Consider the following 25242-nt stretch of genomic DNA (forward strand, 5'->3'; position numbering starts at 1 on the left):
CCTCATACCTACCGGCGCTGAGCTTGTCGACCGCCAGCGTGTCGCCGGCCAGCACATACACATGGCGCACGTTCGCGCGCCGGTCCAGGTCATAGATTTTGACGAACACGGGCGAGGAATTGCCCGTGTTGTCGACCCGCACCTCCATCTCAGCGCCCTGGTTCGACAAGGGATAGCCGTTCACATAGCCCGAGCTAGCGGGCCAGGGTTCGCCGTTGGGCGCGACCAGGGTGTGCAGTTCGGTGTCGCAGTTGGGCACGCGCGGCGGCACCATGAGCTGGGTCACGCCCAGCGCCCTCACCCGGCTCGGCCCGCGCGCGCCGGTGGCCCAGTCGTCCGCCACCACCTCCGCCGGGGCGGGTGCGGACGCGGCCGGCGCGGGGACAGCAAGCGGCGGCACGCGCGCCGTTTCCACGCGCGGCGGTTGCGCGCCCAGCGCCGAGGCGAGCGCCCGCGGCAGCACGTTCGGCTCGTTCATGATCAATATGCCGCCGGCCAGCCCGGCAGTCAGGGCCACGCCGATGCCGAACCACCAGGCCGGGTCGCGCGTGGCGCGGTACGGTGGTGGCGGGCTCGGTGGCAGGTCCCAGGAATGGGTGGTGGGCGCTTCGGCGCGCGGCTTTTCGCGGCTCTCTTCGGCGCGCGTGCTTTCGAGCCAGGCGATTTCCCATTCCTCGGCCGCGATCCACTCGTCGTGCTCCTTGCGCCGCTCGGGGTCGGACAGGATTCCGTAGGCGCTGTTGACGATGGCCATGATGCGGGCCGATTTTTCGTCGCCGGGGTTTTTGTCGGGATGGTACTTCTGGCTCAGCGCCTTGTAGGCCGCGCGGATGACTTCCTGCGGCGCCATGCGCGCCACTTTCAGGTTGTCATAGTGCGTGTGGATCTTGGCCATGGTCGCGCTTTATCCCGGGTTGCCCGATGTTTGCTTGATGTTTGCTTGCTGTTTGCATCATAGCCGATGCGGATATCGGGACGGCCCCCCGCACGGTGGTACAGAATAGCCGGGTTTGTGGCCGTGGCGCAAGATGCTGGGATTGGGGGGTGATGGTTTCTCTAGTTTCCGGGCCTGATGATGCGAGCTGCGTCGTTAGGCAAGCTCAGTATAGGGTATACGCATGCGTTTGCGCTTTCGCGGGGAGTCATTTCTGCCAATGGCAGGAATGACGTAGGGGGGGGCGCGGGGATGACGTGGAGAGGCAGGAATTACGGGGGGCGTCACAGCCGGTGGCTGCGGTCGGCCCGCGCCAGCGCGGGCGGCAGGGTGGCGCCGCGGCCTAGCACGAGCACCTTGAACAACTCGCCCATTTCGGCCGGCGACAACAATTTTTGCACCGCGTTGGCCTGCGGCAGGTAGCGCAGCGCGTCCTGCGGGTCGGTGCGCAGCAGCAGCTCCCCGATGCCGGCGCCCAGCAAAAACGCGGCCTGGTTCATGTACGCGAGCACGTCGAGCCCGCCATCCTGAGCCGCCAGCGCCATCGCCGTGAAGTCGACGTGGGCCGTGATGTCCTGCAGCCCCGGCAGGAAGAACGGATCGGGATGGGCGCGGTGGCGGTAGTGGCACATCAAGGTGCCCCCGACCCGCTGGTCGACATAGTATTCGTGCGCCGGAAAGCCGTAGTCGAACAGGATCGCGGCGCCGCGGCCGGCGCCCAGCATGGCCGCCAGCGACGCCATGAAGCCGCAGGCGACCGCATGCACCTCGGTCACATAGCCGTCGGGCAGCGCGTGCGCATCCGGCACCTGCCGCTCCAGTTGCGCCGCCAGCGCCGCGTCGGGCGCCTGCTCCATATGGCAAAAAGCGCCGTTTTCGATCGTCACCATCAGCTCGCGCCAGCCGCCGCCGCTGCGCGTGACCAGCTGCACCGGCATCGCGTCGAGCACCTCGTTGGCCAGCACGACGCCTTCGAAGGCGGCCGGAAAACCGTCGAGCCAGCGCACCTGCGGGAAGTCCTTGAGCGCCTCCTGCTGGCGCGCGCGCAGCTCGCCCGACAATTCGATGATCGAATAACTCGCCAGCTCGACCCCGTCCACTGCCAGCGCCGCGAGCACGTCGCGCGCCAGCTTTCCGGTGCCGGCCCCAAACTCGAGGATGTGGAATGGGATCGGCGGCGCGCTTTGGGCGATAATAGCGCTTGCAGCCCGCGCCAGCGCGGCCCCGAACAGGGGCGTTATCTCGGGCGCGGTCGTAAAGTCGCCGTCGCGGCCCAGTTTTGCGGCGCCGCCGCTGTAGTAGCCAAGATTTGGCGCGTACAGCGCCAGCTCCATGAATCGGGCGAACGAAATGGCGCCGCCGGCTTGTTCTATCTCGGCGGCGATCGCGTTCTGCAGGGCGTGGGACGCGGCCAGCGCGTCCTTGTCTGGTTCGGGTAGGGACATGCCGGCATTGTAGCCAAAAATATTCAGAGGGATCAGCAATTTTGACATCGACACAAAGGCAGGGCGCAGCGCTGGTGACCGGCGCCGGGCGCCGCATCGGACGCGCGATCGCGCTCGGGCTGGCCGCGGCCGGATGGGACGTGGCCGTCCATTACCGCTCCTCGCGGGCCGAGGCGCAGGAAACCGCCGACGAGGTCGCCGCGCTGGGCCGGCGCGCCGTGCTGCTCCAGTGCGAGCTCGAAGACGAGGCCGCGGTGCGGGCCCTGTTCGCGCAGGCGGCAGCCGCGCTCGGGCCGATCGGCTGCGTGGTCAACAACGCCTCGCAGTTCGAATACGACAGCGCGACCGCGTTCTCGCCGGCGCTGCTGGCGCAGCACATGCAGGCCAACGTGAGCGCGCCCATCTTGCTGGCCCAGGCGCTGCACGCGGCCACCCCCGACGGATCGCAGGCCGTGGTGATCAACCTGCTCGACCAGAAACTGTACAATCTCAATCCAGATTTTCTGTCTTACACGCTGTCCAAGGCGGCGCTGCACACGGCGACGACCATGCTGGCGCAGGCGCTCGCGCCGAAGGTGCGCGTGGTCGCGGTCGCGCCGGGCCTGACCATGGTGTCGGGCGACCAGACCGAGGCCGCTTTCGCCAAGGCGCACACCAACACGCCGCTGGGCCGTTCGAGCACGCCGCAAGACGTCGCCGACGCCGTCTGCTACGTGGCGGCGGCGCGCGCGCTGACCGGCACCACCCTTCTTGTCGACGGCGGGCAGCATCTGCAGCCCGTTCCGCGCGACGTGATGTTCATCGCAAAATAAAAAGGTAACCACTATGCTGTCCGCCCTGTCCCACCCCCTGCTGAGCGATTGCCGCCGGCTGTTCCTGCGCAATTACGAAGTGATGGTCAACATCGGCGTGCACGACTTCGAAAAGAAGGGCGAGCAGCGTGTGCTGATCAACGTCGAGCTGTACATCCCGCTGGCGCTGTCGACCCCGAAGGAGGACCAGCTCGACGAGGTGGTCGACTACGACTTCATGCGCGAGACCATCGCGCGCCGCATGGCGCAGGGCCATATTCACCTGCAGGAGACGCTGTGCGACGACGTCGTGCGCGCCATGCTGGCGCACCCGCGGGTGCGCGCGGTGCGCGTGTCGACCATGAAGCCGGACGTCTATCCCGACTGCGAAGGCGTGGGCGTCGAGGTTTTCCAGATCAAGGAAGGCACGCTATGAACGCGCCACTCCAGAACGCGGCGCAGATGGACGCCCAGAGCGCCGAACAGGCCGAGTTGAACTCGAAGCAGCGCGAAAAAATCGCGCACGAGAACAACAAGCTGCACAAGCGCCTGTGCCGCCAGGTGGGCCAGGCGATCGGCGACTTCAACATGATCGAGGACGGCGACAAGGTCATGGTGTGCCTGTCCGGCGGCAAGGACAGCTACGCCCTGCTCGACATTTTGCTGACGCTGCGCGAGCGCGCGCCGATCCATTTCGACATCGTCGCGGTCAACCTCGACCAGAAGCAGCCCAATTTTCCGGCGCACATCCTGCCCGCCTACCTCGAAAAACTCGGCGTCGCGTTCCATATCGAGAACCAGGACACCTACAGCATCGTCAAGCGCCTGATCCCCGAGGGCAAGACCACCTGCTCGCTGTGCTCGCGCCTGCGCCGCGGCATCCTGTACCGCGTCGCCAACGAACTCGGCTGCAACAAGATCGCGCTGGGCCACCACCGCGACGACATCCTCGAGACCTTCTTCCTGAACATGTTTTTCGGCGGCAAACTCAAGGGCATGCCGGCCAAGCTGCAGTCCGACGACGGCAAGCACATCGTGATCCGGCCGATGGCGTATGTGAAGGAGGAGGATTCGACGCGCTACGCCGAGGTCAAGCAGTTCCCGATCATCCCGTGCGACCTGTGCGGCTCGCAGGAGAACTTGCAGCGCAAGCAGATCAAGGGGCTCATGCGCGAGTGGGAAAAGAAGCATCCGGGGCGGGTCGAGAGCATCTTCTCGGCGCTGTCGACGGTGGTGCCGTCGCATTTGATGGATCCGAACATGTTCGGCTTCAAGGACCTCAAGGCCGATGGCGTGGCCAGCCCGCTCGGCGATATCGCGTTTGATGACGAGCCGTGCTCGACGCCGACCAGCATGCCGGGGACGATTGTTTTGCAGAACGGCTGACCGGGGCGGCGGTGGAAATCGCGAAGTGCCCACCGGTCCCACGTCACTCCTGCCCAGCACCCGGCAGATAGTACCCATCCGGCAAAAGATGCGGATGCATTTTGTAAATCTCGTTGAGCGCGTCGAGGCCGATGATCGATAGCAATTGGCCGACCACGCTGATGTAGTTCGATTTCTCCGAGGCGCTGCAAGCGCTTTCGGCCATGATGCCGGCCGAGGCGTCGAGCAGCCGGGAGACTTCGAGCAGGAGCGCGTTGATTTTCTTGGCGGTGTCGGGGTCGGTGATCATCGTTTCCATCCTGGCGTGTTAAGTGCTGGAACCCTCACGGCGCCACGTTCGCGCGCAGCACCGGGTACAGGTTGAAGCGCTCATCCCACGAACTGTGGCGGCGCGCGAAAAACTCAAGCCGCGCATGGCCGTTCTTGGCGAACTCGGGCTCGGTCTCGACCTTGCGCTTGAACGCCGCCGCCAGCGCCGGATCGGCCGCCATCTGCTCGCGCGCCACGTCCTCGGCGACATACTCCTCCATGTACTCCTTGCGCTCGAAGGCGTTGTTGAACACGCCCCATGCCAGCATCGAGTCCGGCGCCTGCGGCTCGAAAATCGACATCACCAGGCGCGACTTCGGCTGCGCGATCGGCACGTACAGCGCGCCCTTGCCCACCTTGCGCGTCTCGGGCGCCCACTTGCCCTGCACCGTCAGGCGCTGGTGCGACTCCATCGATTCCGGGGCGAAGGTGGTCTTGTCGGCACGGTAGGCCTCGACCTCGAAGCCCGGCAGGTCGGCCGCCAGCGTGCGGTAGGCGATGCCGTGCAGGGTCAGCTTGTGCGCCACCATCGCCGCGTGCGCGGCCGGCACGATATAGCCGGCGCCCGGCGCGTTGATGGTCAGCGAAGGCAAAATCTCGTCGCGCAGCGGCACATTCCAGATCTGCGGCTTGGTTTCGTCGTAGTGCGTCATCAAGATGCCGGAGACGTCGGACATCCTGCGGGTGTACTCGTAGCCGCGGAAGTCGATCCGGCGCACCTTGTCGGTCGCCTTGTACGACAGGTCGACCGGCTGTCCCGCCACCTGCGAGGCGCGCAGGTCGGCCTCGCGCGCCGCCGCCTGCCACGCCGCACCGTGCTTTGCCACCTGCGCCAGCACCGACACGACGGTGTCGCGCGTGATGCGCACGCGGGTCGGGTAGTCCTTCCAGGCGTGCGTCTCGACCAGCATTCCCATCCGGTTGCGCATCAGGAAATAGCCGGTCGAGAAGCGCGGGTTGGAGACGTTGTCGATGAATCCGGACATCGGCTCGTCGGTGTCGGCGAACGACATGTAGAACGCGTGCGGCAGCGCGCCTTGCGCGGCGATGTCGGCCAGGACGTTCGAGCGCAGCGCCAGCCCCGATTTGCGCAACTGGGCGTCGCCCGCGTGGACCGGCTCGACCTGGATCGAGACGTCGTGCTTGAACTTGGCGCCGTTGGTCACGTGCAGGTCGATGTAGGCCAGCGGATCCCAGGCGTTGACCAGCATGAGCATGGCCTGCATCTCGGGCGCGTCGGCCTTGACGTAGTCGCGGTTGAGGTTGAAGTTCTGCGCCGTCGTGCGCCAGCCCATTTCGACCGGGCCGCGCTGGTTCGGGCGGTTCCATTTGCCGAACCGTTCGTGGCCGTCGATATTGAACACCGGGATGAACAGCAGCACCTGCTTCTCGAGCGAACCGGGCGCGGCGCGGTTTTCGAGCACTTCGCGCAGCGCCAGGAAGCCGGCGTCCTTGCCGTCGATTTCACCGGCGTGGATCCCGCCCTGGACCAGCACCACGGGCAGGCCGCGCTTTTTCGCGGCCGCCGGCGTCATCGCGCCGGTGCGGGTGGCCACCAGCGCCAGCATCGGGCGCCCCTCGGGGGTGCGGCCGAATTCGATGCACCTGACCTGCCTTGGATACGCCGCCTGGAAGTCCTTGCACAGCTTGATTACCTCGTCGTAGCGGCCGGTGTGCTTGAAGCCGGAGCGTTCCGAGACGGTGCTCAGGTCGGGGGCGGCGTGGGACAGCGGCAAGGCGCTCAACAGGGCAAGCAGAAGTGCAGAACGGATCATCGGTAAGGCTCCAGCAAATTGGGGTGGGTAGTACGGGGGCGGACCCGCCGTGCCGGAAATTATAGTCGTGTTTGCATGAGAGCATCGCAACTCTGATGAGGCCGTCAGAACGGGCCGGCGGTGTAAAGACCGCGCCGGCAGTCGTGGCGGTGGAGCGGAAATGACAAAAACGCGCGTCGTCGCCGAAAAGGCGGTGGCGCATGCCCACCGCGTGCGCGAGGAAGGTGTAAGAGTAGGTTATCCTGCCTCACGAGCGGCCCACCCGGACGCCGACGAATTTAGGAACCCCGATGACGACGACGCTGACCATTTTGGCCTGGACGCTGGTACTTGCAATCGTGCAGATTGCCCTAGCGAGCGCAATGCGCACGCGCGAGACCGGCATCGGCCACAACATGGGCGCGCGCGACGATGCGGCGCCGCCGCCGGGAAAAATCACGGCGCGGCTGCAGCGCGCGCAGGCCAATCTGTTCGAGACCTTGCCGCTGTTCGCCGCCGCCGTGCTGATCGCCCATGTGGCGGGGCGCGAAAGCGAGGCCACCGTCAACGGCGCCATGCTCTACCTCGGCGCGCGCGTGGTCTATGTGCCGGTGTACGCGGCGGGCATTCCGATATTGCGCACGCTGGTCTGGACGGTGTCGATCGTCGGCCTGGTGATGATCTTCAAGGCGATCCTGGCCTAGCTAGGTCTAGCAGCCTGTCGGACTTAGGGAGTCGTTCACGGCTCCCAACCCCAAGGAGCCGTTCTCGGGCTCCCAAGCCGAATCGCTCAGGACTGCACCTGCAGCGTCTTGACGGACTTGGTTTCGTCGCGCTCGCCCATGCCTTCGGCCTTGTCGTGGCTGTCGATGCGCAGCGCGACCAGCCGCCCGTCGACCAGGCCGTAGGTGCTGTACTCTTCGGTGGTCGCCTCGAAGGTGATCACCACGAACGCCCTGCCCCACACGGTCTGGCGCTTGCGGCTCGCCAGCGGGGTGCCGTCGGGCCCGATCCAGATCTCGTACACCGAGTCGAGCCGCTTGGCGTACTTGCGGTCGCGCTTGCTCAAGGTCTCGATCGGGATGTCGAAGCTGAGCAGGCGCGCCGGTTTGCCGTTGTGGGTGGCCGCGCGCTCGCTTTTGAAATGCGCTTTTTCGAGGCTGCGCAAAATGCGCGGCGCCGCCGACAGCAGCGACAGCACCTCGCCGGTCCCCAGTTCACCCAAGGTGTGCAGGGTCGGGGTCTTGATGTCGGGGTCTTTGGCCCTGGCGCTTTGCTCGGCCCTCACCTGCGCCAGCAGGCCCTCACCATAGCTCAGCGCCAGGCCGCCGGCGCCGTCGCTGACCTGTATGTTGGCGCGGCCGGTGGTTTCGACCGCGGACGCGCCCTCGCCCAGGCGGCGCACGACGCGCGCCTCGATCCGGCCCTTGACCGGGGTCGCCTTGCTGCCGTGCTCGAGCGCCGCCTTCAGGTCGCTCAGGCCGTCGGCGCGCGCGGCGCCGCCAGCCATGCACAGCGCCGCAAGCAGTGGCAGTAGCAGTAGTGTCTTCGTCATTTGATGCCTCTTATAATTGTTAATCACTGCAAGCGCCCCGCGCGCATGGTCACGGTCCGGCCGCAGCGCGCCGCGATCGCGCGGTCGTGCGTGACCATGACCAGGGTCGAACCGCGTTCGCGGTTCAGGGCGAACATCAGGTCGATGACGGCGTCGCCGCTGGCCGCGTCGAGGCTGCCCGTCGGTTCGTCGGCCAGCAACAGCGGCGGCTCGGTCACGAAAGCGCGCGCCAGCGCCACGCGTTGCTGCTCGCCCCCGGACAGGAACTTGGGATAGTGCCGCAGCCGCGCCGAAAGGCCCACCCGCCCGAGCATTTTCTCGGCCTTTTCGCGCGCGCCGCGTTCGCCCCGCAATTCGAGCGGCAACATGACGTTTTCGACCGCGCTCAGGTGCGGCAACAACTGGAACGACTGGAACACGAAGCCGAGCTGGCGCTGGCGCAGCAAGGCCCTGCCGTCCTCGTCGAGCCCGAACAGGTCGGCCCCATGCAGGCTGACGCTGCCAAGGGTCGGCAGGTCGAGTCCGGCAAGAATGCCGAGCAAGGTCGATTTGCCCGAGCCCGAGGCGCCGACGATGGCCAGCGTTTCGCCGGCGCCCACGCTTAGTTCGACATTATCGAGAATGGTCAGTTCGCCAGAAGCGTCGGCCACGCGCTTGGAAAGGCCGCGCACCTCGATCGCCGTGCTGGCGGGAATGTTCATATCACTCATGTTGATTCCAATCGAAAATTCAATTGATTCGGTTAATTGAAGCGCAGGCTGACCAGCGGCGGCCGGTTGAGCACCGCGCGCAGACCGGCCCAGCTGCCCAGCAGTGCGCACACCGCCCCGGCCAGCACGCCGGCCAGCCACAGCAGTGGCGACAATTGCCAGTCGAGCTTGAAGACGAAGCGCGCCAGCGCCCAGCCGGCCGCCGAGGCGCCGGCGGCGGCGAGCAGGCCGGCCAGGGCGCCGATCAGCGCGTACTCGATCCACTGCGCGCGCGCGAGCTGGCGGCGGCTGGCGCCGAGCGCGCGCAGCAGCGCGGCCTGCGCGATGCGCTCGTCCTGCGACGCGGCCAGGGTCACGTACAGCACCAGCATGCCGGAGGCGAGCGTGAACAGGAACAGGAACTCGATCGCGGCGCTGACCTGGTCAAGCACGCCCTGGAACAGCGCCACCATGGCGCCGGTGTCGAACACCACCAGATTCGGAAAGTCGCGCGAGAGCGCGTCGGCGAAGCCGCGCTCGGCGGCCGGCACATGCAGCGCCGTCACGTAGGTGGCGGGCAGCCCGTCGGCGGCGGCCGCGTTCAGGATCATCGAAAAATCGGCGCCGCGCGTTTTTTGTTCGATCTTGCGCAGGCTGGTGATGGCCGCGGTGACCTCGCGGCCGGCCACGTCGAGCGTGAGGCGGTCGCCCAGTTTGAGGTTGAAGACCTTGGCGAAGCCGCGCGAGACCGACACTTCGGGCTGCGTCGCCGCCGCCTTGAACCAGTGACCGGCGCTGATCGTGCTCGATGCGGGCAGCAGGGTGGCGCTGACGTCGATCTCGCGCCTGAGCATCTCCTTGTCGCGCTTGTGCTCGAGCTTGGCCGGGTCGAACGGTGTGCCGTTGTTGGCGACCAGCCGCGCCAGGATTAGCGGGTGCAGCACCGGCTGGCCGTACGCCCGCATGCGGGCGGCCACGGCGTCGCGCTGCCCGGGCTGGATCTTGAACACGAGGTGGTTTGGCGCGTCCGCGGGCGCGGTGTTCTTCCAGGCGGCGAGCAGGTCGCCGCGCGCCATCGTCAGCAACAGCAATGCCATCAGGCCGAGCGCCAGCGCGACCACCTGGGTGACGGTGGCGCCGGGCCTGCGGCGCAGGTCGGCCAGCGCCAGCCGCCATGCGCCGTGCTCGAGCGCGCCGCGCGCATACTTGAGCGAGGCGACCGCGCCGAAGGCGACGGCGGCGAACAGGCCCAGTCCGAGCACAAAGGCGGCGGCCGTCATCAGGCCGAGCTTGACGTCGCCGGCCTGCCACAGCAGCACCCCGACGAACACGCCGAGCCCCATCGCGTAGGTGGCCAGCGTCAGCGCTTTGGGGGCGCTGTTTTCGCGGCGCAGCAGCAGGTTGTGGGGCACGTTGCGCAGCTGCAGAATCGGCGGCATGCCGAAGCCGACCAGCAGCAGCATGCCGATGGCCAGTCCGCGCAGCGCCGGCGCAGCGCCCGGCGCGGCGAGCTCGCTCGTTATCAGCGTGCCGAGCCACTCGATGAGCACAAAGTGACCGGCGAATCCGGCCAGCACGCCCAGCGCGCTGGCGGCCAGGCCGATGAGCGCAAACTCGATCAGGTACAGCAGCGTCACGCGCGCCTGGGTCAGGCCGAGGCAGCGCAGCATGGCGCAGGCGTCGGCATGGCGCAGCATGAAGCGGCGCGCGGCCATGGCCACGGCCACGGCCGCGAGCATGGTCGAGAGCAGGCCGACCAGCGACAGGAAGCTCGCCGCGCGGGCCAGCGTCTCGCCGGCGCTCGCGCTCTTGGTGGCGAGCGTTTCTACCTCCACGCCCGCGCGGCCGCCGAGCTGTGTTTTGAGCCACGCCCCGTATGCCGCGACGGCGCCAGTGTCGCCGGCCACCAGCAGGCGGTGGTCGGCATACGAGCCGCCCTGCACCAGCGCGCTGGCGGCCAGGTCGGCGCTGCCGATCATCACGCGCGGCGCATTCGCCATGAAGGCGGGCCCGCGGTCCGGCTCGGACGCGATGATGCGCGTGATCGTCACGCGTATGTCGCCAAGGCCGATCTGGTCGCCCGGGCGCAGGTTCAGTTCCGTGAGCAGGCGGGCGTCGACCCAGGCGGTGCCGGGCGCGGGAATGTCGCTGGTGGCGGCCGTCAGCGCGCCTTGCCGCAGGCGCAGGGTCCCGCGCAAGGGATAGCCGACGCCGACCGCCTTGAGCGCGACCAGCTTCGAGACGGCGTCGTCGCCCTCGCCGGCGATCGCCATGCTGGTCAATTCGACCAAGCCGGCGCTGCGCAGGCCGCGCCGCGCCGCTTCGTCGCGCCAGGCGGCGTCGGACGGCGCCACCGTGTTGACGACCAGGTCGGCCCCGAGCGACTGGTGGGCGTCGCGCCGCAGTCCCTCCCCCATGCGCTCGGTGAAAAAGTGGACCGATGACAGCGAGGCGACGGCCAGCGCCAGCGCGGCGAGCAAAAAGCGCAGCTCGCCGGCGCGCCAGTCGCGCAGCGTCATCGTCAGTGATAGTTTGAACATGGCCCGCCCCGCTAAACAGAAGATAGGGTGCAGGATGGCGCAGCCGCGCGGGCGGCGCCCGGGGATTGCGATGAATCGACGGTATGGCCGACGGGTGGCGGATTGGCTGTGGCACGGAGTGACGGAATGGCCGCGCCGGGAGTGGTGCGGCTACGCCAAGTGAAATTCGCAAACCACCACATCGTCCCCGCATCGGCGAGGACGACGGGGGAGTATATTTTTTGGGGAATCGGTTTCACGCTGCTTCTACCCCCTATGGAGGCGAAATCAGCGCACGACAAAAGCGATCACTCGAGCGTGTAATCGAGCGTATAGCAGTGGGTTCGGTCAACCAGATCGAGTTTGAGCTGGCCGACGATGCCCGCCAGTTCGCCCGTGCCGGAGCCCGGCACGACGTTGATGGTCAGCTCGTTCACACCGCCGTGCATGGTGCCGGCGTGCTGCAAGGCGAAACTGCCTTTGCGCCCGCCAAGAACGCCCGTCACATGCTCGATCGCCACGTAGGCGGCCGAGCCGGCGGACGGATTGCCCGCAGAAAGCATCTCACCCTGGCCACGGGCTTCGAGGTCGCCGAGGTAGCGCTTGTCGATCAACATGCGTCCCACCGAGAGTCGGTCCACGCCCTCGCCGGCCGGCGGAGGCTGCAGCGTGATCGAGAAACTCCCTTTGGCCATGTACGTCATGAAGCGCTCCATTAAAGTGGCGATGTTGACTTTTGGAATGATACATGGACATTCAGAAAGGTGGACGATTTGACGCAGCCGTGCGGCAAATAGGATTGACGAGCAAAAAAATGGCCCGCGTCAAGCGGGCCATCTCGTCTTACGCGGCGCGCGAACCGCTGCCGCTTGGTGCCGCCGGCTTGCCGAAGGCGGCCAGCAAAGCCGCCTCCTTCTGCTTGGCCGCCTTGAAGTGGCGCTCCTTGACGTGGCCATAACCGCGGATGTCCTCCGGGATGCTGGCAATCGCCACCAATTGCGCCAGGTTGTCCGCATTAAGCTTCGGCAGCAGGGCGCCGACCGTGTCGCGGTACTGGCCGATCAGCGCGCGCTCCATCTTGCGCTCGGCGGTGTAACCGAAGATGTCGAGCGCACCGCCGCGCAGGCCCTTGAACTTGGCCAGCACGCCGAACGCCTTCATCATCCACGGGCCGAATTCCTGCTTGATCAGGTGGCCATTGGCGTCGGTCTTGGCCAGCAGCGGCGGCGCGAGGTGGAAATTGAGCTTGACGTCGCCTTCGAACATGTTCGCGATTTTCTCCTTGAACGCGCCGTTGGTGTACAGGCGGGCGACTTCATACTCGTCCTTGTAAGCCATCAGCTTGTAGAAGTAGCGCGCGACCGCCTCGGTCAGGCGGGTGCCCGAGCCAAGCTTGGCTTCTTCGGCGCGGACCTGGTCGACGAAGGCCTTGTACTGCCCCGCGTATGCCCCGTCCTGGTAGGCGGTCAGCAGTTCGACGCGCTTGTTGATCAAGTCGTCGACGCTTTGCGTGCGCTTGAATTCGATCACCTTCGACGGCGTCGTCATCTTGACCAGCGACGGCAGGTCGTGCGCGGCGGTGCGGCCCCAGGTGAACGCGGCCTTGTTGAAGCCGACCGCGACGCCATTGAGTTCGATCGCTTTAAGAATCGACGCCTCGGTCAACGGCACCTGGCCTTTTTGCCACGCGTACCCGAGCATGAACATATTGGTCGCGATCGAGTCGCCCATGAGGGCGGTGGCGATCTGGCCGGCGTCGACAAAGTCGACCTTTTGCTGGCCGCAGGCCTTGACGATTTCGGCCTTCGACGAGGCGCCCGGGAACTGCCAGTCGGGGTTCTTGACGAACGCCGCGGTCGACGAGCCGGTCGAGTTGATGGCCGCGTAGGTGCGGCCCTCGCCCATGCGCGAGAGCGCGTCGCGGCTGGCCGTGACGATCAGGTCGCAGCCGATCACGAGGTCGGCGCTGCCGGTGCCCACGCGGGTCGAGTGCAGGTCCGACTGCTTGTCGGCCAGGCGCACGTGCGACATCACCGGGCCGCCCTTTTGGGCCAGTCCGCTCATGTCGAGCACGATCGCGCCCTTGCCTTCGACGTGAGCGGCCATCGCCAAAATCTGGCCGACGGTCACGACGCCGGTGCCGCCGATGCCGGTGATCAGGATGCCGTAAGGCTGCGCGGTGCCCAGCAGGGCAGGGGTCGGCAGCACAGGCGGCGCGGCGTCGCCGGTGGCGGCCTTTTTGGGCTTTTTAAGGGCGCCGCCTTCGACCGTCACAAAGCTCGGGCAAAAACCGGTCACGCACGAAAAGTCCTTGTTGCACGAGGACTGGTTGATCTGGCGCTTGCGGCCGAGGTCGGTCTCGAGCGGCTCGACCGACAGGCAGTTCGACTGCACCGAGCAGTCGCCGCAGCCTTCGCACACGGCCTCGTTGATGACGGCGCGCTTGGCCGGGTCCGGGTACTCGTTGCGCTTCCTGCGGCGGCGCTTCTCGGAGGCGCAGGTCTGGTCGTAGATCATGGCCGACACGCCCGGCTTGTCGCGCAGTTCGCGCTGCACGTCCATCAGTTCCGCGCGGTGGCGCACGGTCACGCCGGGCGCCCAGTTGTAGTCGTCCGGGTATTTTTCGGGTTCGTCGGTGACGACGATGATCGGGCCCACGCCCTCGGCCGCAATCTGGCGGCTGATCATGCCCGGGTCGAGCGGGCCGTCGAACTCCTGGCCGCCGGTCATGGCGACGGCGTCATTGAACAAAATCTTGTAGGTGATGTTGACCTTGGCCGACACCGCCGCGCGGATCGCCAGCAGCCCCGAATGGAAGTAGGTGCCGTCGCCGAGGTTGGTGAAGACGTGCTTCTCGTTGGTGAACGGCGCCTGGCCGACCCAGGTGACGCCCTCGGCGCCCATGTGGGTGAAGGTCGAGGTTTCGCGGTCCATCCACAGCACCATGTAATGGCAGCCGATGCCGGCCAGCGCGCGCGAGCCCTCTGGCACTTTGGTCGAGCTGTTGTGCGGGCAGCCCGAGCAGAAGTACGGGGTGCGGTCGGTGTCGGGGTTCGGTTTGCTGCTCACGTTCTTGAGCACCAGCTCCTTGGCCTCGAGGAAGGCGATGCGCTCCTTGACGCGCTGCTCGACCGGGTGGCCGGCGCAGTAGTGCGAGATGCGGCTGGCGATGGCGCGCGCGATGAGCGCCGGATTGAGCTCGTAGGTGGCCGGCAGCAGCCAGTCGCCGTGGCCGGTGCCGCCGTGGTTGCTCCACTCGCCGGTGTCGTCGAATTTGCCGACCACGCGCGGACGCTCGCTGTCGGGAAGGTTGTACAGGGTCTCCTTGAGCGCGTATTCGAGGATCTGGCGCTTCTCTTCGACCACCAGGATCTCGTCGAGGCCCTTGGCGAATTCGTGCACGCCGTCGGCCTCGAGCGGCCAGGTCATGCCGATTTTGTAGAGGCGGATGCCGATGTCGGCCGCGGCCTGCTCGTCGATGCCGAGGTCGGCCATCGCCTGGCGCGTGTCGAGGTAGGATTTGCCGGCGGTGATGATGCCGATGCGCGCCTTGGGGCTGTCCCAGATGATCTTATTGAGCTTGTTGGCGCGCGCATAGGCCAGCGCGGCGTACCACTTGAAGCTGTTCATCCGCACTTCCATGTCGAGCACGGCGTCGGGCCAGCGGATATTGAGGCCGCCCTCCGGCATGGCGAAGTCGCCCGGCGCGGGCAGCGCGATCTGCACGCGCTCCGGGTCGAAGTCGACCACGGCGCCCGACTCGATGATGTCGGTGACGCACTTCATCGACACCCACAGGCCGGTGTAGCGGCTCATGGCCCAGGCGTGCAGGCCGTAGTCGATGTACTCCTGGACCGAGGCCGGGTACAGCACCGGGATGCCGCAGGCGTTGAGGATGTGGTCGCTCTGGTGCGCGGTGGACGAGGACTTGGCCGCGTGGTCGTCGCCGGCCAGCACCAGCACGCCGCCGTGCTTGGCGCTGCCCGCGTTGTTGCCGTGCTTGAAGACGTCGCCGCAACGGTCCACGCCCGGGCCTTTGCCGTACCACATGGCGAACACGCCGTCGTAGTTGGCGTCCTTGAACAGATTGGTCTGCTGCGTGCCCCAGACGGCGGTCGCGGCCAGGTCTTCGTTCACGCCGGGATGGAATTTGACGTGGTGGGCGTCGAGGAATTTCTTGGCCTTGACGGCCGTCATGTCGACGCTGGTCACGGGCGAGCCGCGGTAGCCGGTGATGTAGCCGGCGGTGTTGAGGCCGGCGGCGAGGTCGCGCTCGCGCTGCATCATCGGCAGGCGGATCAGGGCCTGGGTGCCGGTCATGAAGGCGCGGCCGCGCTCGAGCGTCCATTTGTCGTCGAGCGAAATGGCGTGCGACGGCTGGGGCTCGAGCTGCGAACGGTCTAGGGGTGCATTCATTGGGACTCTCCGTGTATCTGGTCTGATCTGGTGCGGTGCGTGGCGGCGGCGGTGGCGGCCTGTTACGCATGCGGACGGAGGGGCCTCGTGGGCCCGTCCGTCCGGAAATGGGGGGGCGGGATCACCCGCGCTTCATGACGCCTAGGGTAGCACGGGTAGGCAGGCGATTCGCATCGCACAGCGATGTGCTTGCGCACGCTCCCGCCCTACCGCGACACGGTCTCAGGCGGCGCTTTTCCCTGCCGGGTCTTCGAGCACGCCGCGCTTGATCTGGTCGAGTTCGATCGATTCGAACAGCGCGCGGAAGTTGCCCTCGCCAAAGCCCTGGTCGCCCTTGCGCTGGATGACCTCGAAGAAGATCGGACCGATCACGGTCTGCGTAAAGATCTGCAGCAGCAGTTCGCGCTCGGTCTCGTTGCTGTGGCCGTCGACGAGGATGCGCAGGCGGCGCAGTTCGTCGAGGTTCTCGCCGTGGTTCGGCAGGCGCCGGTTGATCAGCTCGTAGTAGGTCTCGATCGTGTCCTGGAACACGATGCCGCTGTCGCGCATGTCCTCGACCGACTGGTAGATGTTGTCGGTGCCGAGCGCGATGTGCTGGATGCCCTCGCCGTGGTAGGCGTCGAGGTATTCGGCGATCTGCGACTTGTCGTCGGAGGACTCGTTGATCGGGATGCGGATCTTGCCGCATGGCGAAGTCATCGCCTTCGACTTGAGGCCCGTCAGCTTGCCTTCGATGTCGAAGTAGCGCACCTCGCGGAAGTTGAACAGGCTCTCGTAGAACTCGGCCCATTCCTTCATGCGGCCGCGGTGCACATTGTGGGTCAGGTGGTCGATGTAGGTCAGGCCCAGGCCGACCGGGTTCGAGACCGCGCCGGGGATGGCGACGAAGTCGACGTCGTAGATGCTGATGTCGCCGATCGAGCCGGGCACCGCGCCGTTGGCGACGTTTTTGCCGGTCCAGCGGTCGACGAAGTAGATGAGCGAATCGCCCACGCCCTTGATGGCGGGGATGTTGAGCTCCATCGGGCCGTTCTTGTTGTCGAAGCCCCAGGCGCCCAGTTCAAGCGCGCGGCGGTAGGCGAAGGCGGCGTCGTCGACGCGGATCGCGATCGCGCACACCGACTGGCCGTGCTGGCGCGCGAAGCGCTGCGCGAACGAGTCCTGCTCGGCGTTGATGATGAAGTTGATGTCGCCCTGGCGGTACAGCGTGACGTCCTTGTGGCGGTGGCGCGCGATGGCGGTGAAGCCCATCTGCTCGAACAGCGCGCCGAGCGCTTTCGGGTCCGGCGCCGCGTACTCGACGAACTCGAAGCCGTCGGTTTTCATCGGGTTGTCCCAGGGCTGAAATTGCATGTCCATCTCCTCATTTTTGTATCGCACAGTATAGTCCCAGAGGCCGGGCATATAATTCCAATGAATCCCCCTCGGAGCGCAATTTGGGCAATAATATTGCGTGGACAAGGCTTTTTTTGGAGATTCATGCCGCACATTGGCGTGACGCGCAAGAAACGCCGGATTTCGGCGCACCGACAAAGGATACTGCCAGATGGAAAAGAAACTGCAATTCGACCGCTACGACCGCATGATCCTCGACATCCTGCAACAGGACGGCAGGATCAGCAACCAGGAGCTGGCCGAGCGCATCAACCTGTCGCCCTCGCCGTGCCTGCGCCGCCTACGCACGCTCGAGGAGTCGGGCGTGATCTTGGGGTACCGCGCGCTGCTCGACGCCAAGGCGCTCGGACTGAGCCTGATGGCGCTGATCAACGTGTCGATGAACAACCACGCGCCCCACCATTTCCCGCCGTTCGAGGAAAACATCATGGCCATGCCGGAGATTCTCGAGTGTCTGCAGATCACCGGACAGGGCGCCGACTACCAGCTCAAGGTGGTGGTGCCCGACATGGAGACCTACCAGAACCTGCTGCTCAACAAGATCGCGCGCATCGAGGGCGTGGCAAGCGTCCATTCGACCTTCGTGCTGCGCAGCGTGGTCAACAAGACCTCGCTGCCGGTGGGCGAGCATCTGTAAGGTCTGGGCGTCGGCGTCGCGTCAGCCCGGTTTCGGCAAGGAGTCAAACGTCAACAGCAAGCCAGGTTCGCTGCGAAACCACACTTGAGAACCGACGGCGAGCTCGCTGATGCGCTTTTTAAATGCGGAACTGCTACGATCCTCGAATGCCGTGATGAGCAACACCCTGGAGGCGGGTATTCCGGCCTCCGCCGCGATCTTGAGCAGCGCCTCTTTCCGAAGCTCGGTTATGGGCCCATCGGAATGGACAACCTCCACAAAAGCGACCTTCCCTTCGTCGCTTCCGACGTCGACGATGACGACGTCCGGCAATTCGGACGAGGGATTGAATTTCAGATCGTACGCGGCAGCTTCATCGACCAGTTCCGGAAACGTCTTCTGGTCCGAAATGCTGACATGCACAACGATGGGCAAGGTCATGATCCTTGCCGCCAAGTCCTCGCACACGTCGCGCGTAATGATCGATGCCTCGCCCGCCGCCAGGCGCAGCACCTTGTTGGTCGATGGTAATTTGACGCTTACCTGGCCCTGTCGTTCAGTCACGCCGCGCGCAAGCAGCCGCATGCGCTTAAGCGTCATTGGATTCAATGCGCGTTCTTGCCAGCGCAGGATGGCGGCGCCCAGCTCGTCCCCTTCCAACTGAGGCGATAAAAGGTTCGCGAAATCGTCTGAAAGCGCATAAATCGGCGTTGGACTTGTCGGCGCGACACCCTCGCGCCTGACGATGATACCGATTGGAACCGCCCTGTTGCGAATCAAATCGTCGCGGAGTGGCTCCCTGGTGTTATCGGCGTACCACTGTCTACCCAAAGGTTTGTGGCCGGGTGTTTGACACGTCGAAAGCCAAGAATGGCGCTCGATGTCGTCCGTCAATGCGGCTTGCTCGAAGCTGAATCGAATGACGGTCGAAGGTCGAAAGAAGCGTTTGCGAGCGTCGGTGAAACCACCGTACAAGGCCACAAACATCGCCCTGACCGCCATCTCTCCTGTGAGGATGCGCCGGTCGGGAAAATTATCTGGAAAAATTGCGTTGAGGCGTACCCGGATCTCGTCAAGCGCAGGCAGCGGCGGAAGCGGGGGAAGTGATTGCATGCAGGCTCCTTTTTAGGGAACCCATCTTACGACCGCACCTCAAGCACTGCAATGCGTATTTTTCTGTCAATAAGAACGGATAACGAGACCGCCTGCTCACTAGGCCACCTGTCTTTCGACGAGCTCCGCCGCTAGAACGCGCTCCACTGCCAAATCCATCTCCGCCAAGCTGCTGCCAAAATGAAGAAGATTTCCTATAGCCAAAATTTGGACAAGTGGTGGCAGCTTCATTTGACGCAGGTCGACGGCATTGACTTGGGTGCTGCCAGCCGTGCTGCGAATTTTTTTGTCGACGATCGCGCTGCCGAAAAATGCGGCAAGACCCAGCGCTTCGGCGGCGGACATTCCACCGCCGGCGCGGTAGATGTAGTTGAGATGGTTTTCAAGTCCTATGAGCTCGCCCGGCAAAGTGCCGGCATAGGCGGTGATGCTAATCCGCCTCGCACTTTCGTTGGGACTGAAACGGCGCATGAGCACCATGGGCGCATTCCTCACCAGCATCCATGCAGAGCCCGCCTCCGCCAGGATGTGTTCGCGTTTTTTTTGAATCGGCCAGACAACACCTTGCGTCGAAACGTGCTGCATCCAGAGCAGCGGCACCGTGCCCGGCGACGGGAATTGGCGCACGTACTCCAGGGCGCGGAACGGCACAACAGGCCCGGTGGAAATTTTTATTCCATAGGTATCGAGTGAATCGGACCAGTCGTCGAAATGACCACCACCACCCGCCACGGGCAGGGCCACCATGCGGCTGCCGCCGGACCCGATCAGTTTGGCGATAGGCATTGCATGCACTGGCGCTTTTTCCATGTCTGCGATGCCAACGCTTCGCGTCACAATGACCTGCGATCGAGGCTCAGGCTGGGCAACAGCGCTGGCCCATGTGATGATGGCCTCCTGCAGGATCGCGTCCTCGGCGAAGTGATCCTTGCGGCTTTCAAATGAATGCAGCGCGTCCATGCACAAGTGGCTGAACATCGTCCTGCGCACCGCCGAAAAGTAGTTGCCACTCATCCAGGAACGCGGAGTGATGAAACACCACTTGCCACCGGCCGTGACCAAACGGGCGCACGCGGCCATGAACAAGCCATAGATGTTCGGTTGACCGTAGACCGCGTAGCTGTGCGCGACCGCCCGCGGATCGTTTTTCGTCAGTTTGAAATACGGTGGGTTGGAAATGATCAGCAATCGTGTCGCCGACACGCCGGTGACCGCAAGTTCGGAAAGCAAGAAATCCTCTTGCCGCACTTGCCAGTCGAGCTCGACGCCGCGCGCCGCACAGGCAGAGTGCATTTCGCGCGCCAATTGCGCGAGCCCAGCAACAAGCCGCTCATCGAGCTCGAACATTAATAATTCGATCTTTGACGGCAAGCGATCGCGCACGAGAAGTTCTTGAACAACGGCTGCGGCAAGAACACCGGCACCCGCCGCCGGCTCCAGGACCCGCACGATGGGCTCGTCAACATTTTCGATGAGCCTGCGCGCCATGAAAGTGGCGATCTCTGGAGGGGTCATGAATTGCCCCATGCGCTTTTGTTCCTCGCGGGAGAGCGCTGCAACAAAAGCTTTACCGTTAAAGTGCGCAGAATTAATCATGCGGCATTTTCCTTTAACACTGGGGTTTTGTACATGTCTTTATGGTTCGAGCGAACCCCGCCAGTACAAGTTCCGCTGACTTTCTTACACGGTTTTCACGTACAAAGCGCCCAATTGGAAGTAGCCAGATTATCTCGACAACTCAAACCACTTCACCGCGGCGCGCCGGTTGGCCTTGAAGGTATAGTCGAGCGAGGCGACCTGTTCCTCGATCGCCTCCTGCATCACGCTGGCCGAATTGGGCGGCGGCAGGCGCAGCCAGGCCTCGGCCTCGCCGCGGTCGCGCTCGATCAGCATCCCGGCCTTTTTGGCGATATGCATCATCACCTGGTTCGACGACAGGCAATGGATGGTCAGGGCGTCCACGTCCGAATTGCGGCAATGGATGGCGGCGCGTTCGAACATCTTCGAGCCGATCCCGAGCCCGCGCGCCGAACGCGACACCGACACCCCGAATTCGGCCACGCGCTCCTTGTCGGTCGACACCTTGCCCGGCACCAGCTGGTCCTTCGGTCCGAACGCGAGGTGGCCCACGGCAACCAGTTTGAACACGCGGTTGACCACGCCATACACGGTGTCGTTCGAAAAATCGATCTTCGCGACATAGGCGGTGATCAGATCGTCGGACAGCACGTTGCCGAACCGAAGTAAGCGGTCACTGGCGTCGAGCGCGAGGAAGTGCCTGAGGATGCGGCGGCGGTCGCGCTCGCCGAGTTGCTTGACGAGCACCGGGGCCTTCGACTTGCCGGGGCCGGGACGCGCCAGCCAGGCGCCGAAGGGCATTAGAAATAGATCTGACAACATTGTTATTCTCCTTGCGCATCGGCAATATTCTTGCAGTGCACCAATTGGAGAATTGTAGCGATTTCGGCCGCCGCTTTTGGAGCCGTGACTCTAACGTGCGTCGCGCCAAGGTGCGCTCGGGCACAGACGGGCGCGGCCGTGAGGCCGGAATTATTTCCTGGCGCCGAACCACTTGTGCGCGAAGCGCTTGTTGGCCTTGAGCGCGTAGTCGAAGCTGGCGAATTGCTCGTCGAGCGCCTCCTGCAGCATGCTCGACGGGTCCGGCGGCGGCAGGCGCAGGTAGGCGTCGGCCTCGCCGTGGTCGCGCTCGATCGCCATGCCGGCCTTGGCGGCGATGTGCATCATGACCTTGTTCGAGGACAGGCAGTGCATGTAGAGGGTGTCGACGTCGCAGTTGCGGCAATGGATCGCGGCGCGCTCGAACAGCTTCGATCCGATCCCCATGCCGCGCGCCGAGCGCGACACCGACACGCCGAACTCGGCCACCTGCGCCTTGTCCGTGGCCGGGGCCGCGCCCGGCTGCTTAGGGGCGAACGCCAGATGCCCGACCGCGACCAGCTTGAACAGGCCGTTGTAGACGCCGAACACGTTGTCGTTGGAAAAATCGATGCGGGCGACATAGTTGCCCAGCATGGCGTCCGGCAGCACCGTGCCGAAGCGTAACAGGCGGTCGCCAGGCTCGAGCGCGAGAAAATGCCGATGCATGCGGCCCCGGTCGCGCTCGCGCAACTCCTTGACGCGCACGCCGGGCCGCAGCCGCGCGTCCCCGGACAAACCGAACCAGCGGCCCAGGGGGCCGCGCAACAGACGCGTCAACATCGAGCTTTCCTTCCGGGTTGCGAGAACCGTGATTTGTGCAGCGCACAATCGGATCATTGTAGCGCAAGCGCCGCAAAGCGGCCGCGCCCGCGGCCCCGGCAATCCGATGGGCTAATCGGCGGCGTCGGCGATACCGGGCGCATGCCTGACCGCCCCCACCCGCGCCGCGTGCACCGCCGCGGGGATGCGCGCCTTGTCGTCGCCGCACGATTGCGCCACTGCGCCCGCGTTGACGGCGCGCGCGGCGCCGAGCGCGGCGAGCAGCAAGGGGCCCGGCGGCCACGGCTGGCCGGTCGGCGCGTCGGGGGCGCCGCCTCGCACGGCGCATTCGAGCGCGGCGAGCATCTGCGCGAAGCGCTCGGGCTTGCGGAAGCCGTCGCAGCACTCGAACAGGGTGACCACGGCGTCGGGGGCCAAACTGCCGGCGCGGTTCACCTTGTCTTGTTCGCGCGCGGCCATGACGGCCAGATCGCGGCAGTCGGTGGGCACCTTGAGGCGTTCGCAGGCCGCGTCGACCGGGGAGCGGCCGGCTTGGCCCAAGCCGAGCATCAGCGCGGCGAAGCGCACCGGCAGCGCGAAGCCACGTTTGGCCGCGTAGTCGACCACCCGTGCGATGCGGGCGCCAGTGGCCGGCTGGCCCCACAGCGCGTCGAGTTCGGGCAGGATGCGCGCCAGCGCGCCGCACTCGCGCAGCACCGCTAGCATGCGCGAGGGCTTGTCTTCCATCAGGCCGCGCGAGATCTCCTGCCACACGCGCTCGGCCACCAGCGCGTCGACCTCGCCCGCGTCGACCATTTTGCGCATCAGCGCCATGGTCTCGGGGGCGACCGTGAAGTCGGCGAAGCGGGCCGCGAAGCGGGCCAGCCGCAGGATCCGCACCGGGTCTTCGAGGAAGGCGTCGGAGACGTGCCGGAACACGCGCGCGGCGAGGTCGCGCCGGCCGCCGAACGGATCGGTCAGGCTGCCGTCGTCGGCGCGCGCGATGGCGTTGATGGTCAGGTCGCGCCGCACCAGGTCGTCCTCGAGCGTGACTTCGGGCGCGGTGTGGAACACGAAGCCGCGGTAGCCGGGCGCGGTCTTGCGCTCGGTGCGCGCGAGCGCGTACTCCTCCTGCGTTTCGGGGTGCAAGAACACGGGGAAGTCCTTGCCGACCGGGCGAAAGCCGCGCGCCAGCATTTGTTCGGGCGTGGCGCCGACGACCACGTGGTCGCGGTCCTTGACCGGCAGGCCGAGCAGCTCGTCGCGCACGGCGCCGCCGACGATGTAGGTCTTCACGGGGCCTATTCCGGCAGGTCGGCGTCGTGCTTGGGCGCGACTTCGGTTTCGGCCTTGGCCTCGGCGATCCAGCGCGCCACCGCCGGATGGGCCTCGACCCGTTCGCAGTACGCCTGCAGCGCCGGCGCGAGCGAGACGCCGTAGGTGCGGAAGCGCGTCACCACCGGCGCGAAGAAGGCGTCGGCGATCGAGAACTCGCCGAACAGGAACTGGTGGTGGCCGAAGCGCGACAGGCACTCCTCCCAGATTTCGCTGATGCGGCCGATGTCGCCCTGCGCCTCGGCGCTGCGCCCGCGCCCGGGCAGGCTGACGCGGATGTTCATCGACATGGCCGAGCGCAGGCCGCCAAAGCCCGAGTGCATCTCGGCCGTGACCGAACGCGCCATCGCGCGCGCGGCCACGTCCTGCGGCCACATGTGTTTTTCGGGGAACTGCTCGGCCGCGTATTCGCAGATCGCCAGGCTGTCCCAGATCGTGATCTCGCCGGCGATCAGGACCGGCACCCGGCCGGCGGCCGAAAATTCGGCGATGCGCGCGGCCGTGTCGGACTGGTCGAGCAGCACGCGCACCTCCTGGAACGGGATGCCGAACGCGCTCAGGGCGACCCACGGACGCATCGACCACGACGAATAGTTCTTGTTGCCGATGACCAGTGTGAGGCCGGGCTTGCGGGCGTTGTCGAGGGTTTGCGAGAGGGTCGGATCGAGTTCAGTCGTGTTCATTGTCAGTCCAGGAAAGGGAGGCAGGATAGGGAGGCGGAAAAAGGAGGCGGAAAAAGGAGGCGGATGGGCAGTGTAGAGTGCAGTGTGCAGTGTAGTGTGTTTACCGGCCGGCGCGCGAGCGCAGCTCGTCGTAGCGGCCGTTCGGCGACAGGTAGCGCGGCGCCACCGCCTCGAGCGATGTCAGGCGCACGCCGAGCGCGGCGGCGGTCCATTGCTGGATCGCCGGGTCGACCACATTGTCGACCTGCATCGAGTTCAGGTTGTCGCGGCTGATCAGGGGGGTGCCAGGCAGCAGCTCGAAGAACCACGCCTGCAGCCGCGCCAGCGCGTCGGGCAGCGCGATGATCGGACGCTCGTGGCCCGAGTAGCGTCCGGCCAGGCGCACCAGTTCGGCCAGGGTGTAGATCTCGGGGCCGCCCAGCTGGTACACCTGGTGGCGCGTCTTGAGGTCGCCCAGCGCGTGCAGAAAGGCGTCGGCGACGTCGCCCACGTAGACCGGCTGGAAGGTGCTCTCGGAGCACGCCAGCGGCACCACGGGCAGGTATTTTTGCAGCCGCGCGAACATGCTCAGGAAGCTGTCGCCGGGGCCGAACACGACCGAGGGGCGGAAGATGGTGGCCGCCACCGACGGCTCGCCGCGCGCGGCCAGTTCGCCGTCGGCCTTGGAGCGCAGGTACATCGAGGGGCCGTCGGCCGCCGCGCCGAGCGCGCTCATGTGCAGGTAGCGCTTGACGCCCCCGGCGGCGCAGGCGGCCACGATGCGGCGCGGCAGTTCGACGTGGGCGCGCTTGAAGTCGGGGCCGTAGGGGGTGCCGGGGCGCGAATGGAGCAGGCCGACCAGGTTGACCGCGGCGCTCTTCCCGCGCACCAGGGCGCGCAGCGCGGCGTCGTCCTTGAGGTCGGCCTCAACCACTTCGACGCGCGGCAGGTAGATCAGGTGCTTGGCGCGCTCGTAGCGCCGGGTCGGCACGACCACGCGCGCGCCGTGCGCCGACAGGCGCGCCACCAGATGGCTGCCGATGAAACCGGAGCCGCCGAAAACCACCACCGTTGTATCGTTCATCGTTTCTCGCAGGGGTTGCCGATCAGGTTGCCAATCAGGTT

At 65.8% G+C, this 25242-nt stretch carries 22 protein-coding genes; 5 read left to right on the forward strand and 17 right to left on the reverse strand.

Translation table 11 applies throughout. The features are described from left to right. Together C7C56_RS18215 and C7C56_RS18220 are read right to left on the reverse strand one after the other, a co-directional pair. Positions 1-895: J domain-containing protein (locus C7C56_RS18215; RefSeq protein WP_106758790.1), on the reverse strand; the 895-nt coding region annotated here is incomplete at its 3' end. A 323-nt stretch (positions 896-1218) separates the two neighbouring features. Next, positions 1219-2379 carry a class I SAM-dependent methyltransferase gene (locus C7C56_RS18220; protein ID WP_106758818.1) on the reverse strand — a complete coding sequence of 387 codons (1161 nt, stop codon included), beginning with the start codon at positions 2377-2379 and terminating at the stop codon, positions 1219-1221. Between the two features lie 41 nt (positions 2380-2420). Here C7C56_RS18220 and C7C56_RS18225 point away from each other — a divergent pair, with 41 nt between their 5' ends. The 3 genes from C7C56_RS18225 to ttcA are packed head-to-tail and all read left to right on the forward strand — an operon-like array spanning position 2421 to position 4556. After that, positions 2421-3191: an SDR family oxidoreductase gene (locus C7C56_RS18225; RefSeq protein ID WP_106758791.1), complete on the forward strand. Its 771-nt coding sequence runs from the start codon at positions 2421-2423 to the stop codon at positions 3189-3191. A 13-nt stretch (positions 3192-3204) separates the two neighbouring features. Continuing rightward, a complete protein-coding gene (locus C7C56_RS18230) occupies positions 3205-3606 on the forward strand; it encodes a dihydroneopterin aldolase (protein ID WP_106758792.1) in 402 nt (133 codons plus the stop codon). A 26-nt stretch (positions 3607-3632) separates the two neighbouring features. Next, positions 3633-4556: a tRNA 2-thiocytidine(32) synthetase TtcA gene (ttcA, locus tag C7C56_RS18235; protein WP_229458854.1), complete on the forward strand. Its 924-nt coding sequence runs from the start codon at positions 3633-3635 to the stop codon at positions 4554-4556. A 43-nt stretch (positions 4557-4599) separates the two neighbouring features. Here ttcA and C7C56_RS18240 read toward each other — a convergent pair whose 3' ends face one another. Together C7C56_RS18240 and C7C56_RS18245 are read right to left on the reverse strand one after the other, a co-directional pair. Next, on the reverse strand, positions 4600-4845 hold the full coding sequence (locus C7C56_RS18240; RefSeq protein WP_146204542.1) for a hypothetical protein: 246 nt from the start codon (positions 4843-4845) through the stop codon (positions 4600-4602). A 34-nt stretch (positions 4846-4879) separates the two neighbouring features. After that, positions 4880-6640 (reverse strand): M14 family metallopeptidase, encoded by a 1761-nt coding sequence (locus tag C7C56_RS18245; RefSeq protein WP_106758795.1) that lies wholly within the window; start codon positions 6638-6640, stop codon positions 4880-4882. A 290-nt stretch (positions 6641-6930) separates the two neighbouring features. On the opposite strand from C7C56_RS18245, the gene C7C56_RS18250 reads away from it, so the two are divergent. Next, the gene (locus tag C7C56_RS18250; RefSeq protein ID WP_106758796.1) at positions 6931-7323 is read left to right on the forward strand and encodes an MAPEG family protein; all 393 of its coding nucleotides are present in this window, start codon (positions 6931-6933) and stop codon (positions 7321-7323) included. An 86-nt stretch (positions 7324-7409) separates the two neighbouring features. Here the strand turns inward: C7C56_RS18250 and C7C56_RS18255 are convergent, their stop codons facing one another. From C7C56_RS18255 to hppD, 6 genes are all read right to left on the reverse strand, one after another. Beyond that, positions 7410-8174 carry a hypothetical protein gene (locus tag C7C56_RS18255; RefSeq protein WP_106758797.1) on the reverse strand — a complete coding sequence of 255 codons (765 nt, stop codon included), beginning with the start codon at positions 8172-8174 and terminating at the stop codon, positions 7410-7412. Between the two features lie 23 nt (positions 8175-8197). Further along, entirely contained in the window at positions 8198-8884 is a 687-nt protein-coding gene (locus C7C56_RS18260; RefSeq protein ID WP_106758798.1) for an ABC transporter ATP-binding protein, read from the reverse strand. Positions 8885-8916: 32 nt separating this feature from the next. Next, positions 8917-11403, reverse strand: a complete 2487-nt coding sequence (locus C7C56_RS18265) for an ABC transporter permease (RefSeq protein WP_106758799.1) — start codon at positions 11401-11403, stop codon at positions 8917-8919. A gap of 287 nt (positions 11404-11690) precedes the next feature. Then, complete coding sequence (locus C7C56_RS18270; RefSeq protein ID WP_229458852.1) at positions 11691-12077, reverse strand: DUF3224 domain-containing protein; 387 nt, start codon at positions 12075-12077, stop codon at positions 11691-11693. A 148-nt stretch (positions 12078-12225) separates the two neighbouring features. After that, on the reverse strand, positions 12226-15798 hold the full coding sequence (locus C7C56_RS18275; RefSeq protein ID WP_106758800.1) for an indolepyruvate ferredoxin oxidoreductase family protein: 3573 nt from the start codon (positions 15796-15798) through the stop codon (positions 12226-12228). A gap of 222 nt (positions 15799-16020) precedes the next feature. Then, positions 16021-17151 (reverse strand): 4-hydroxyphenylpyruvate dioxygenase, encoded by a 1131-nt coding sequence (hppD, locus tag C7C56_RS18280; protein ID WP_106758820.1) that lies wholly within the window; start codon positions 17149-17151, stop codon positions 16021-16023. Positions 17152-17344: 193 nt separating this feature from the next. Here hppD and C7C56_RS30340 point away from each other — a divergent pair, with 193 nt between their 5' ends. Continuing rightward, complete coding sequence (locus C7C56_RS30340; protein WP_267874718.1) at positions 17345-17830, forward strand: Lrp/AsnC family transcriptional regulator; 486 nt, start codon at positions 17345-17347, stop codon at positions 17828-17830. Positions 17831-17851: 21 nt separating this feature from the next. Here the strand turns inward: C7C56_RS30340 and C7C56_RS18290 are convergent, their stop codons facing one another. From C7C56_RS18290 to C7C56_RS18320, 7 genes are all read right to left on the reverse strand, one after another. Then, positions 17852-18922 (reverse strand): BsuBI/PstI family type II restriction endonuclease, encoded by a 1071-nt coding sequence (locus tag C7C56_RS18290; RefSeq protein WP_106758801.1) that lies wholly within the window; start codon positions 18920-18922, stop codon positions 17852-17854. A gap of 99 nt (positions 18923-19021) precedes the next feature. Beyond that, a complete protein-coding gene (locus tag C7C56_RS18295) occupies positions 19022-20518 on the reverse strand; it encodes an Eco57I restriction-modification methylase domain-containing protein (RefSeq protein ID WP_106758802.1) in 1497 nt (498 codons plus the stop codon). A 129-nt stretch (positions 20519-20647) separates the two neighbouring features. Beyond that, entirely contained in the window at positions 20648-21322 is a 675-nt protein-coding gene (locus tag C7C56_RS18300; protein WP_370660221.1) for a GNAT family N-acetyltransferase, read from the reverse strand. Between the two features lie 150 nt (positions 21323-21472). Continuing rightward, positions 21473-22141 (reverse strand): GNAT family N-acetyltransferase, encoded by a 669-nt coding sequence (locus C7C56_RS18305; RefSeq protein WP_106758804.1) that lies wholly within the window; start codon positions 22139-22141, stop codon positions 21473-21475. 111 nt (positions 22142-22252) lie between these two features. Further along, a complete protein-coding gene (locus C7C56_RS18310) occupies positions 22253-23416 on the reverse strand; it encodes a multifunctional CCA addition/repair protein (protein WP_106758805.1) in 1164 nt (387 codons plus the stop codon). Between the two features lie 5 nt (positions 23417-23421). Next, the gene (locus C7C56_RS18315) at positions 23422-24138 is read right to left on the reverse strand and encodes a glutathione S-transferase family protein (protein WP_106758806.1); all 717 of its coding nucleotides are present in this window, start codon (positions 24136-24138) and stop codon (positions 23422-23424) included. 100 nt (positions 24139-24238) lie between these two features. After that, positions 24239-25201, reverse strand: a complete 963-nt coding sequence (locus C7C56_RS18320) for a complex I NDUFA9 subunit family protein (protein WP_106758807.1) — start codon at positions 25199-25201, stop codon at positions 24239-24241. Positions 25202-25242: the final 41 nt, after the last annotated feature.

It is taken from the genome of Massilia glaciei (genome assembly GCF_003011895.2).
In the GTDB taxonomy this organism is placed as follows: domain Bacteria; phylum Pseudomonadota; class Gammaproteobacteria; order Burkholderiales; family Burkholderiaceae_D; genus Telluria_A; species Telluria_A glaciei.

What these genes read in the sequence shown, in the direction of transcription:
- C7C56_RS18220 (WP_106758818.1), bottom strand. Translation starts at nt 2,379, where the DNA reads ATGTCCCTACCCGAACCAGACAAGGACGCGCTGGCCGCGTCCCACGCC.
- C7C56_RS18230 (WP_106758792.1), top strand. Translation starts at nt 3,205, where the DNA reads ATGCTGTCCGCCCTGTCCCACCCCCTGCTGAGCGATTGCCGCCGGCTG.
- ttcA (WP_229458854.1), top strand. Translation starts at nt 3,633, where the DNA reads ATGGACGCCCAGAGCGCCGAACAGGCCGAGTTGAACTCGAAGCAGCGC.
- C7C56_RS18240 (WP_146204542.1), bottom strand. Translation starts at nt 4,845, where the DNA reads ATGATCACCGACCCCGACACCGCCAAGAAAATCAACGCGCTCCTGCTC.
- C7C56_RS18245 (WP_106758795.1), bottom strand. Translation starts at nt 6,640, where the DNA reads ATGATCCGTTCTGCACTTCTGCTTGCCCTGTTGAGCGCCTTGCCGCTG.
- C7C56_RS18250 (WP_106758796.1), top strand. Translation starts at nt 6,931, where the DNA reads ATGACGACGACGCTGACCATTTTGGCCTGGACGCTGGTACTTGCAATC.
- C7C56_RS18255 (WP_106758797.1), bottom strand. Translation starts at nt 8,174, where the DNA reads ATGACGAAGACACTACTGCTACTGCCACTGCTTGCGGCGCTGTGCATG.
- C7C56_RS18260 (WP_106758798.1), bottom strand. Translation starts at nt 8,884, where the DNA reads ATGAGTGATATGAACATTCCCGCCAGCACGGCGATCGAGGTGCGCGGC.
- C7C56_RS18265 (WP_106758799.1), bottom strand. Translation starts at nt 11,403, where the DNA reads ATGTTCAAACTATCACTGACGATGACGCTGCGCGACTGGCGCGCCGGC.
- C7C56_RS18270 (WP_229458852.1), bottom strand. Translation starts at nt 12,077, where the DNA reads ATGGCCAAAGGGAGTTTCTCGATCACGCTGCAGCCTCCGCCGGCCGGC.
- C7C56_RS18275 (WP_106758800.1), bottom strand. Translation starts at nt 15,798, where the DNA reads ATGAATGCACCCCTAGACCGTTCGCAGCTCGAGCCCCAGCCGTCGCAC.
- hppD (WP_106758820.1), bottom strand. Translation starts at nt 17,151, where the DNA reads ATGCAATTTCAGCCCTGGGACAACCCGATGAAAACCGACGGCTTCGAG.
- C7C56_RS30340 (WP_267874718.1), top strand. Translation starts at nt 17,345, where the DNA reads ATGGAAAAGAAACTGCAATTCGACCGCTACGACCGCATGATCCTCGAC.
- C7C56_RS18290 (WP_106758801.1), bottom strand. Translation starts at nt 18,922, where the DNA reads ATGCAATCACTTCCCCCGCTTCCGCCGCTGCCTGCGCTTGACGAGATC.
- C7C56_RS18295 (WP_106758802.1), bottom strand. Translation starts at nt 20,518, where the DNA reads ATGATTAATTCTGCGCACTTTAACGGTAAAGCTTTTGTTGCAGCGCTC.
- C7C56_RS18300 (WP_370660221.1), bottom strand. Translation starts at nt 21,322, where the DNA reads ATGTTGTCAGATCTATTTCTAATGCCCTTCGGCGCCTGGCTGGCGCGT.
- C7C56_RS18305 (WP_106758804.1), bottom strand. Translation starts at nt 22,141, where the DNA reads ATGTTGACGCGTCTGTTGCGCGGCCCCCTGGGCCGCTGGTTCGGTTTG.
- C7C56_RS18315 (WP_106758806.1), bottom strand. Translation starts at nt 24,138, where the DNA reads ATGAACACGACTGAACTCGATCCGACCCTCTCGCAAACCCTCGACAAC.
- C7C56_RS18320 (WP_106758807.1), bottom strand. Translation starts at nt 25,201, where the DNA reads ATGAACGATACAACGGTGGTGGTTTTCGGCGGCTCCGGTTTCATCGGC.